Here is a 9194-nt window from a genome sequence, read left to right on the forward strand (position 1 = left end):
GTTCTCCGTTGATGCTGGGCCCGGCGTCCAGTCGTGAGCCCGTATTTCATCTTATCGGGGAACAGCCACCCTCCAAGGCTATGATTGGTTCCAGGGCGCGTCGCTCCCGCGATTACCCCATGTGGACGCCCCCTGACGGCATCGCTGTGCCAAAGTGATGTCGTTGATCATCACTTGAACGGAGGCGTCCATGTCGGAAGTTAGCATGATCGGGTTGGATCTAGCGAAGAACGTGTTCCAGGTGCACGGTGCAGATGCATCGGGAGCTATCCTGTTTAGAAAGAAGCTTCGCCGCGATCAGATGCTTAAATTCTTTGATGCGCAGCCGGCTTGCACGGTTGCCATGGAGGCCTGCGGCAGCAGCCATTACTGGGCGCGGGAGATCACGAAGCTGGGACATAACGTCCGGCTGATCGCTCCGGGCTACGTCAAGCCTTTCGTGAAGAGGCAGAAGAAGGATGCCGCCGATGCGGAGGCGATCTGCGAAGCTGCGCAACGGCCGACGATGCGTTTTGTGGCAGCCAAGAGTGAGGAACAACAGGCTGCGGCGATGGTGTTTCGCGCTCGCGATCTTCTGGTGCGCCAGCGGACCCAGACCATCAATGCGATACGTGGCCATCTTGCCGAATTCGGGCTGGTGGCCGCGCAGGGCCTTTTCCATGTGGCCAAGCTTGTAACGGCGATCGAGGATCATGGCTCCGCCATCCCAGAGGCCGCCCGTCCGATCCTGTGTCTGTTCGTGGAACAGTTGCGCTCGCTGGATGAGAGGGTGGCTGTGCTCGACCGCGAGATCGCCCGGCGCGCCAGGGAGGACGCGGAATCGAAACGACTGATGACTATCCCGGGGATAGGATCGATCACCGCGACTGCTCTCGCCGCTCTGGCTCCGTCGGCTCAGACCTTCAAAAGGGGGCGTGATTTTGCGGCCTGGCTGGGGCTCACTCCGTTGCAGCGTTCCACGGGCGGGAAGCAGAAGCTTGGCGAGACGTCCCGCATGGGCGAACGAACTCTGCGCCGCCTGCTCATTATAGGGGCCAGCGCTGCCGTGCGCTGGGCGATGCGGAAGGGGAAATCTGCGGACCCATGGCTCATGCGCATGCTGGACCGTAAGCCGCCCATGTTGGTGATCGTCGCGCTTGCCAACAAGACGGCACGCATCGTCTGGGCATTGATGGCGAAAGGCGGAACCTATCGGGCTCCGGCGGTGGCGGGTTAGTTCCGCTCGGCCGGAAGGCCTCGAAAGTGTGAGAAGGTCAAACGGAGAGTATGGCGCAACGATCAACGAGACGGGATCGGGAAAACCAGATCATGGATACGTGCCTTGAGCACGCGAGATTGAATTGGACCCGCTCCGCGAACTCCCATACGGGCCCGCGGCATGTGGAACGCCGCATCAGAGGCCGGACACATGTCAGCACCCGACCACGCTCCTCATTCTTCATATAAGATTCTTCTTGCGCTGACGGGGGCGTCCACACATGTCCATGATTACGACGTCGCTGGGGCGAAGCCCGGGTGCGAAAACCTGCTCCGCATAAGCGAGAAAGGCTGCACCGTTCATCGGACCATCGAGTAGCATCGGCGCGGCCATCCGTTCAACCGCAAGCCGGCGGTGAAAGTGGTGGTCTTCCAGTGGCCATGAGGAACGGCCGCTCGGCACCGCTCGCCGCGCTTGGCCCGCCCGCGCATCCGCCCCATCTTCGTCAAGGCGGCGGGATGAGTAGGCCGGAGGGATTTCACCTGCCGGCCTCTCGCAGAACGGTGCGTGAACCTCTCGATTCACACCGCTCCCATCAGGCAAACGTATTCGTTCCGAACGCCTTCCAGTGCACAAACAGTCCTGGATTTTCCCGCGCCAGCTTTCTCACGAAGAGGCTGGCACGCGTCTTATGGGACTGAAAGCGCTTGAACTTACGCATGATCCACGCCCTGAGCTTCCGGTTGACGTAATCAGCCAGAGTGGACAGGGCCGAACGGCTGTAGCGGCTTAATAGGCTATCCATCCGCGAAGGAGTGGATTGAGCTGTTAGGCGATTTTAGCCAGCGTCCCCGGCGTCTGCCGCGGGATGTTCAAGCTTTTGATCGTGGCCCGCATCGACTTCATTGCCGTTGGGCTGGCCGCAGGCGTGTAACCACAGAAGAACTCATCTCGCTGTGTGTTCGCCACGCGTCGCGGCCGGAACTGATACCCGAGGAAGTCGAACACGACATTGGGGTATTCCCCCTGCGCCTTTGGTCTTTGCAATAGACGATCTTGGTCTTTGTCGGATGCATTTGAAGCCCGCATGCTGCCAGTCGAGCACCAAGCTCCGCCTTGAGGGCTTCTGCCTGCTGCTCGTTCCGGCAATGCACAAGACCATTGCCCGCATATCGACACCATGGAAGGTCAGGATGCGTCCGGGTCATCCACAGATCAAATGCATAGTGCATGAAGAGATTCGACAAGATCGGGCTGACAACGCCCCCTTGCGGGGTACCGCGTGTGCGCTCGACGACTTCCCCGTTCTTCTCCATCGGCGCCGCCAGTCATCTTTCGATGTAGAGCAGAGCCCACTTTCATGTGACGTCCTCCCTGACCGCCTTCAGCAGGAGATCGTGCGGAAGATTGTCAAACAGCCCTTTGACGTCGAATTTCAGAACCCAGTCATGTTTCCAGCATCGCTGACGCGTGACGCCAACGGCATCCAGAGCCGATTTTCCCGGCCTGTAGCCGTAGGAGTCTGGAAGAAAGAGGATATCCAAATCCGGCTCAATCATCTGCTTGACCACCATCTGTGCGATCCGATCGCTGACGGTGGGCGCACCCAAAACCCTTTCGCCCCCACTCTTCTTCGGAATGGAGACAGCGCGAACCGGCGGCGGGAAGTACGTCCCTGAGGACATCCGATTCCAGACCTTGTAGAGGTTTCCTGCAAGGTCCTTCTCGAACATCTCCAGGGTCTGCCCGTCCACCCCGGCTGCGCCCTGGTTGGCTTTGACCGCTTTGTAAGCTTCGTACACTTGTCGTTTCGCAATTCGAAACGGCTTGTCTGTCGTATCTTCCGAAGTCATCCTGTTTCCAGTTGTTCCAAACAATACGACCACCTGATCCGGCCCCTTTGCTCCGGCCCCATTACAGGCCTTCAACGCTCATACGGGCCGGTCCGCCCCAGTCTCCTGCATCGGTACTCTCGCCTTGCGGTTTGACCCGCTTGAGCTTCTCCCTTTGCATCAGGAGCCTGGTTCCTGCAGTTCCGCGCGAATGCCTGTGTCCGACTCACGCCCCCCTCAATGCCGGTCGCCGCCCGCCCTGTCATCAGGCACCCGGCGGACTGGTCCCAGGATGACGAGACGGTCCTGGTTTCGGCGACACTTACGTTCATAACGACGCGTCTTCGAAGGGTTCACTTTCGTTCGTCTTTCGGACACCCACCTGCTCGGATCTCGTCTGAACTTTTCATCCAACGCTCACCACTACGGCTCTTTACCGCAGCAGGTTGGACTGGTTTGAGACCTGCTCCTGAAAGATCCCGGAGGGCCGTCCCCCATCATTCACGCAGCTTTTACGCTACGGGTCTTAGTTCATGTTGAACTCCTTCCGCTGCTCTGCAGCACACTCTCATCGATGAAGATCAGTCCCTCGGGGTCGAGATCGAGCTGGCCGTCGAACCAGGCTCTGCGGCGGCGCAAGTCGTCGGAGCGCTGCTGTTCGGCCGCGTGCGCCGTCTTTTTTGAACGTGATGCCGCGCCGGTCGAAGAACAGCCAGACCGTCGAGGGTGCTGCCCGTACGCCGCGCTCGGCAAGCGTGATGTCCGGCGCTTCCTCGATCAGGCCGAGAATGATGGCCTCATGGGCATCGAGCTTCTAATCCGACGGCTGGCCCTGCTTGCGCGCTTGTGTCTCGCCGGTCTCGCGATAGCGGCGATACCGGTTCCCGGCCGTCGAAATCCCGATCCGGAAGCGCCGCGCCGCCTCCCGAGTCTCCAGTCCATCTTCGATCGCTGCAATCACGCGCTGACGCAGATCAGCGCTCAGGCTCCTTGCCATCACCACCTCCTCGCAAATCACGGCGAGCAGTGAATCTGGAGGGTTCTGTGTGGTCGCGGGCGCGATGGTACGGGCTCGCACGGGTCGCGACTACATTGAAGCCTGATTGAACTGAACCGCGGGATGGCGGGCGGGGCTATGGGGATTTAGGGCTCGACAGTGTGTCCGAGGCGCCGGAGCGGGCTCGCCGATCGCTCTTGGGCGGTCGCCCGTCGTCGCGATGCAGGACCATCTGCGACGCGAGAGACGGCGCCATTGGGTCGTTGACGCTGAGGTGCAGCGTTGCTGGCGACAGCCAGGCTGCGACTTTGACTAGCGGCGCGCAAAGGCCCTTCGGCGACTGTAGCAGACGCCGGGATGGACGGTGCGAGCATGTCGGCGCGCAGCGTGTCATGAGGTGTCTGGCCAGGTCGGGGCCTTGCGCGGGATCGGGCCGAGCGAGGCCATGGCGCCGCCGCAGCCCGGACAGATGTTCAGGGAGCGCCCTGTGAGACAGCGGTAACGCTGGCGATAGTCGGCGGTCGGGTCCGGCGTCAGCGGCGTGGGCGCCGCCAGAAGAAGACGGCACTGGGCGAGCTTGGCGACGCGGTGGCCGTTGGCGAGGAGGCCGTAATGGCGGATGCGATGGAATCCGTCTGGAAGAGCGTGCAGCAGGAAGCGCCGGATGAACTTATATGGGGATAGTCAAGGGGATCGGTCAGTATGGCTGCATTTCGACCTCCTGATACAATTTTTGCAGATCCGGTATGAGCTCAGCTTCATGACGCGGTTCGCGAACGAACCCGATCCAACTTATATACGGTTAGCGGCCGAAGCGGCTAGACCAACATCCCGCGTGCGGCGGATTTGAGCTCAAGGCAGCGACACCATTCTCGTCGGACGGCTTGAGAGCCATATTCATCCTCGGTTCGCCTCCCGGATCTACCAGGACACTTGTCCTTCGGTAGATTATTTACAGTGATGTAATTGGGTCATGCCGACATCACTGCGCCTTCGATGACAACCCCGGCATTGATGTACTTCCAAAGGGCGACAAACAGCTTGCGGGCGAGAGCGACAATCGTCGATTTTTTGTAGCGCCCTTCGTTCTTCGTTACCCTCGCCTTGAACCAGCGGCTATGCTCTGAATCTGGCTGATGGCGCACCCAAAGCCACGCCAGTTGGACAAGCGTCGTTCGCAGTCGAGGGTTGCCCGCCTTGGATACGCCTTGATCGCGATCAACCTGACCGCTCTGCCATGGCGTCGGTGCGAGACCAGCATACGCGGCCACCTGCCGTCGGTTATCGAACTGTCGTGATAGCCCTTCTGACCATAAAATGGCGCCGAACTCCGGGCCAACACCTCGGAGGTTAAGTAACAACGCTGGGGCAGGTGACGATGCCGACGCGGCGGCAAGCATAAGGTCGCGCTCAGCCTCGACCTGTTTGATTTGCTCAATCAGCAGTTCGATGCGATCGAGTTCACGGCTGATTTGGGCTTTCAGCGCCGCTGGCAGCGGTCGACCATCCCCGGTCGCAAGGTCGTCCAAGCGCTTCCGCCGGTCGCGCCGCAACGGTTCGTATCCCGAGATACCTTGACCGAACAACAGGCCCTTTACCCTGTTGACGTGGCGGACACGCTCGTTTGTCAGCGCTTTACGCTCACGCACCAAGCGGCGGCGGTCTTCTTGTTCCGGGGTTGGGACCCGAAGCATTGCACAAACCCGCGGCTCGCCGCGTTTGTAAGCCAACAGTGCTCGGACCAGGGCCTCACCGTCGATCTTGTCAGTCTTCGCCCGCCGGCGGCGGCGAGACGTAGCAATCGACGCGGGATCGACGACATAACTCTCGATCCCTTCACGTTCGAGGATTCTGTGAATCCAGAACCCATCGAGACCAGCCTCCTGAACTGATACCATCCGAAAGCTTCGACCGGTGCGCGCCTTGGCTTTGCGCTGCAGCTCAGCGAAACGCGCCAGCAATGCCGGAACATCGCTGCCCGCCACGATATGCTTCGACATCTTCTCGCCCGCCCCGGGCGAAAGTGACGTGATTAGCCATTTCGATCTCGAGAGTTCCAACGACACGAAGACTGCGGCAAGATCGACTCGAATAGCGGCTGGAGCTTCTTTACGGCTGGCTGCAACTGGCATTGCGGACCTCCTGAGGGTTGGTGGGCGACATCACACTCTGCCGAAGCGGTGGTCGCTATTCACTCCCCATGGGATCTCGTCGGCGCTTAAGGTCATGAGCTTGTGCTTGGACTTGTCGTGGTGGCGATAGTCCTTCCAGCGGAAGCTGACCTTTCCCTGGTCCAGGCTCACGAGGCGGCTGTTGGCGATGGCGACGCGATGGGTGTAGCGGCCCAGATAGGCGAGGACCTGTTCGGGACCGCCGAACGGGGGCTTGACGTAGACGACCCATTCGATCCGCTTCAGTCCAGTCAGTTGGGCGCAGAAAGTGGCAGGGTCGGCCAGGCTGGCGAGATCGCTGAAGAAGCGAAGCTGGCCGGCGTCGAAGGCGTCCTGCAGGCGCCCCAGGAATAGCCGCCTGAACAGGCGCGACAGAACCCGCACGGGCAGGAAAAATCCCGGCCGGCAGGCGATCCATCGCTGGTCCCCGGCCTTCGCCGTGGCAGGCTCGAGCGACAGGCCGCCGCCCGGCACGACGCAGTGGACATGCGGATGATGGTGGAGATTTTGACCCCAAGTATGAAGCACGGCGACCATGCCGATCTCGGCGCCCAGATGCCTGGGATCGGCCGCCGCCACCCTCAAGGCTTCGGATGCGGCCTTGAACAGGATCGTATAGACCGCCGCCTTGTTCTGAAAGGCGATCTCAGCGATCTGGGCCGGGACGGTGAAGACCACGTGGAAGTATGGGACCGGCAGCAGCTCAGCCTGCCGCTCGGCCAGCCACTGGGCGCGGGCTAGGCCCTGGCACTTGGGGCAGTGACGGTTGCGGCAGGAGTTATAGGCTTGCCGCACGAGACCGCAGTCGGCGCAGTGTTCGGCGTGACCGCCCAGGGCCGCGGTCCGGCACGCCTCCACCGCGGCCATAACCCGGCGCTCGACACGCCCGAGATGGCCGGCATGGTCGCGGCGATAATCAGCCCCGTGACGGTGGAATACATCCGCCACTTCCAGATCCGGGCGCATGGCGCGCGGCTCAGCCGGGCGGCGTGATCTCCATGCGGAGTTGGTCAAAAGGACTGGCAGTCCGGCCGATCACAGCCGTTGAGACCTGGGCGTATAGTGTCGTCGTCGCCAGGCTGCGATGGCCCAGCAGCACCTGAATGATCCTTATGTCCGTGCCGGCTTCCAAAAGGTGGGTGGCGAAGCTGTGGCGAAGGGTGTGCACCGTCACCCGCTTCTCAACGCCCAGGAACTCGCAGGCTGCTCGACAGGCGATCCCTAAGGTCTGTGGGTGGATCGGGCCGCGGCCATCGCGCCGAGGAAATAGCCATCGCCCCGGCTTGGTCAACCGCCAATAGACGCGCAAAATCTCCAGCAGCTGCGGCGACAGCATCACATAGCGGTCCTTGCCGCCCTTGCCCTGCTCGATGCGAATGATCATCCGGCTGCTATCGATGTCCGTCACCTGCAGACGCGCCGCCTCCGCGGCGCGTAAGCCCACCGCATAGGTGGTCATCAGAGCGACCCGGTTCCTCGTCCCCTTCACGGCCTGCAGAAAGCCGACCACCTCATCGGCGCTCAGCACGATCGGCAACTTGCGCGGCGTCCGGGCGTAAGCGATCCGCTCAGGCAGATCAGATCGACCCAGCGTCACGCCGTAGAAGAAACGCAAGGCGCAAACGGTCTGGTTCAACGCGCCCCACGAGACCCTTCGGCCCACCAAGTGGGCCTGATAGGCGCGCACCTCTTCGTATCCCAGTTGATCGGGTGATCGTCCAAAAAATCGACTGAACTTCGCCACGTGATGCACGTAGGATCGCTGGGTCTCCGGTGACAAATTGCGGATCGTCAGATCTTCAATCATCCGCTGACGCAGAGGGCTTATCTGGGCCATCTGGGGTTCTCCTGTCTGGAAGGTTGGCTCGACACCAAATCTTCTCAGACGGGGGCCTCCTCAGGCCAGACCCGCGCATCAGCTACCGCGGCAGCGGTTTAGTTCAATCAGACAAAATCCATCGCGTGAATCTGGAGGGTTCTATGAGGTCCGCGGGGCGCGTGATCGAGTGCCGGCCCCGGCTTTGGGGCGGACCTCATTGAAGCCGGATTGAGCGAAGCTGCGGGCCGGAATTGCGGATTCCGACGCGAAGCCGGCCGCCATTCCGATCAAAGACCGGCCACCGTTCCGATTTGAAGTCGGCCAGCATTCCAATCAAAAACCGACCAATTTTTGGGCACTGAAGATTACCTCCTGGGTCAGCAACTTTGGCATCAAGTGCCCCGCGGTAAACGGGGAGATTTGATGCCGGCGAAGAGAAGGCTGACGATGAGACAATTGAGACAAATGCTTCGACTTGCCGGAAGCGGGACGAGCCCCCCGCGAGATAACAGTCATTTTGGGGATAGCGCGCAGCACGGTGCAGGATAACCTGCACCGTGCGGCAGCCGTTGGATTGACCTGGCCGTTGCCGGGCGAACTGACCGACGATGCGCTCGAGAACAAGCTTTTCAGCCGCAACGGCGTCAAGCAGCAGGGGACACGGCGACGCACGGAGCCGAACTGGGCCGATCTTGCGGTCGAGCTCAAGAAGCCTGGCGTCACTTTGCTCATCCTGGGAGGTGCGACCCGATTGGAGGTGGCGATGACGCTGCGGCGCAGTTTGTAGCGCTGATGGATCAGAGTCTGCAGCCATGCGCCGGCGTCGTCGGGATGGCGCGTGCGAGGAACAGTTTGTCCAGCACGAGGAGATCGCAGTCGATGATAGTTCGCATCCGGGCCTCGCGTTGCGCGGGGGCGTTCAGAGCGTGGCGGTGGAAGAAGTCATCGGTCTCGAGATACTGAACCTTGTGGCTGTGCAGGATCGCCTGATAGGCAATCGCCTTGGCGATATGAGATTTCCCGGTGCCCGGCGGACTGGGCTCATAATGCCCGTTATCAGGATGGCGAGGCAAAGAAGATTGTCCGTTACGCCTTTCATCCACGTTCGGGCGGGGAGATTTTCGTCACAGGCCGTCAGCGTTATTGCGGTGAGCCGGCCTATGTCGGGCGACAACCG

At 61.1% G+C, this 9194-nt stretch carries 5 protein-coding genes and 5 pseudogenes; 2 read left to right on the forward strand and 8 right to left on the reverse strand.

The genetic code is table 11. The annotated features are described in order from the left end of the window. The first annotated feature begins 190 nt into the window (after positions 1–190). Positions 191–1216 carry an IS110 family RNA-guided transposase gene (locus NKH19_RS32465; RefSeq protein ID WP_352983779.1) on the forward strand — a complete coding sequence of 342 codons (1026 nt, stop codon included), beginning with the start codon at positions 191–193 and terminating at the stop codon, positions 1214–1216. 264 nt (positions 1217–1480) lie between these two features. Here the strand turns inward: NKH19_RS32465 and NKH19_RS32470 are convergent. From NKH19_RS32470 to NKH19_RS32505, 7 genes and pseudogenes are all read right to left on the reverse strand, one after another. Then, positions 1481–1704 (reverse strand): annotated as a pseudogene (locus tag NKH19_RS32470) (transposase); the annotation flags it as partial. A gap of 89 nt (positions 1705–1793) precedes the next feature. After that, positions 1794–3051, reverse strand: a pseudogene (gene ltrA / locus NKH19_RS32475) (group II intron reverse transcriptase/maturase). A 793-nt stretch (positions 3052–3844) separates the two neighbouring features. Continuing rightward, the gene (locus tag NKH19_RS32485) at positions 3845–4027 is read right to left on the reverse strand and encodes a helix-turn-helix domain-containing protein (protein WP_352983782.1); all 183 of its coding nucleotides are present in this window, start codon (positions 4025–4027) and stop codon (positions 3845–3847) included. 390 nt (positions 4028–4417) lie between these two features. Next, positions 4418–4699: pseudogene (locus tag NKH19_RS33720) on the reverse strand (transposase); the annotation flags it as partial. 299 nt (positions 4700–4998) lie between these two features. Further along, entirely contained in the window at positions 4999–6159 is a 1161-nt protein-coding gene (locus NKH19_RS32495) for an IS110 family RNA-guided transposase (RefSeq protein ID WP_352983784.1), read from the reverse strand. 75 nt (positions 6160–6234) lie between these two features. Then, positions 6235–7164: pseudogene (locus NKH19_RS32500) on the reverse strand (IS91 family transposase); the annotation flags it as partial. 10 nt (positions 7165–7174) lie between these two features. Then, a complete protein-coding gene (locus NKH19_RS32505; RefSeq protein ID WP_352487742.1) occupies positions 7175–8035 on the reverse strand; it encodes a site-specific integrase in 861 nt (286 codons plus the stop codon). A gap of 568 nt (positions 8036–8603) precedes the next feature. Here NKH19_RS32505 and NKH19_RS32510 point away from each other — a divergent pair. Further along, positions 8604–8804, forward strand: coding sequence for a hypothetical protein (locus tag NKH19_RS32510; RefSeq protein ID WP_352983787.1), 201 nt, complete (start codon positions 8604–8606; stop codon positions 8802–8804). On the opposite strand, the pseudogene NKH19_RS32515 reads toward NKH19_RS32510, so the two are convergent. Further along, a pseudogene (locus tag NKH19_RS32515) lies at positions 8762–9048 on the reverse strand (ATP-binding protein); the annotation flags it as partial. The gene NKH19_RS32510 and the pseudogene NKH19_RS32515 overlap by 43 nt on opposite strands. Positions 9049–9194: the final 146 nt, after the last annotated feature.

It is taken from the genome of Mesorhizobium sp. M1338 (assembly GCF_040318045.1).
GTDB lineage: Bacteria > Pseudomonadota > Alphaproteobacteria > Rhizobiales > Rhizobiaceae > Mesorhizobium.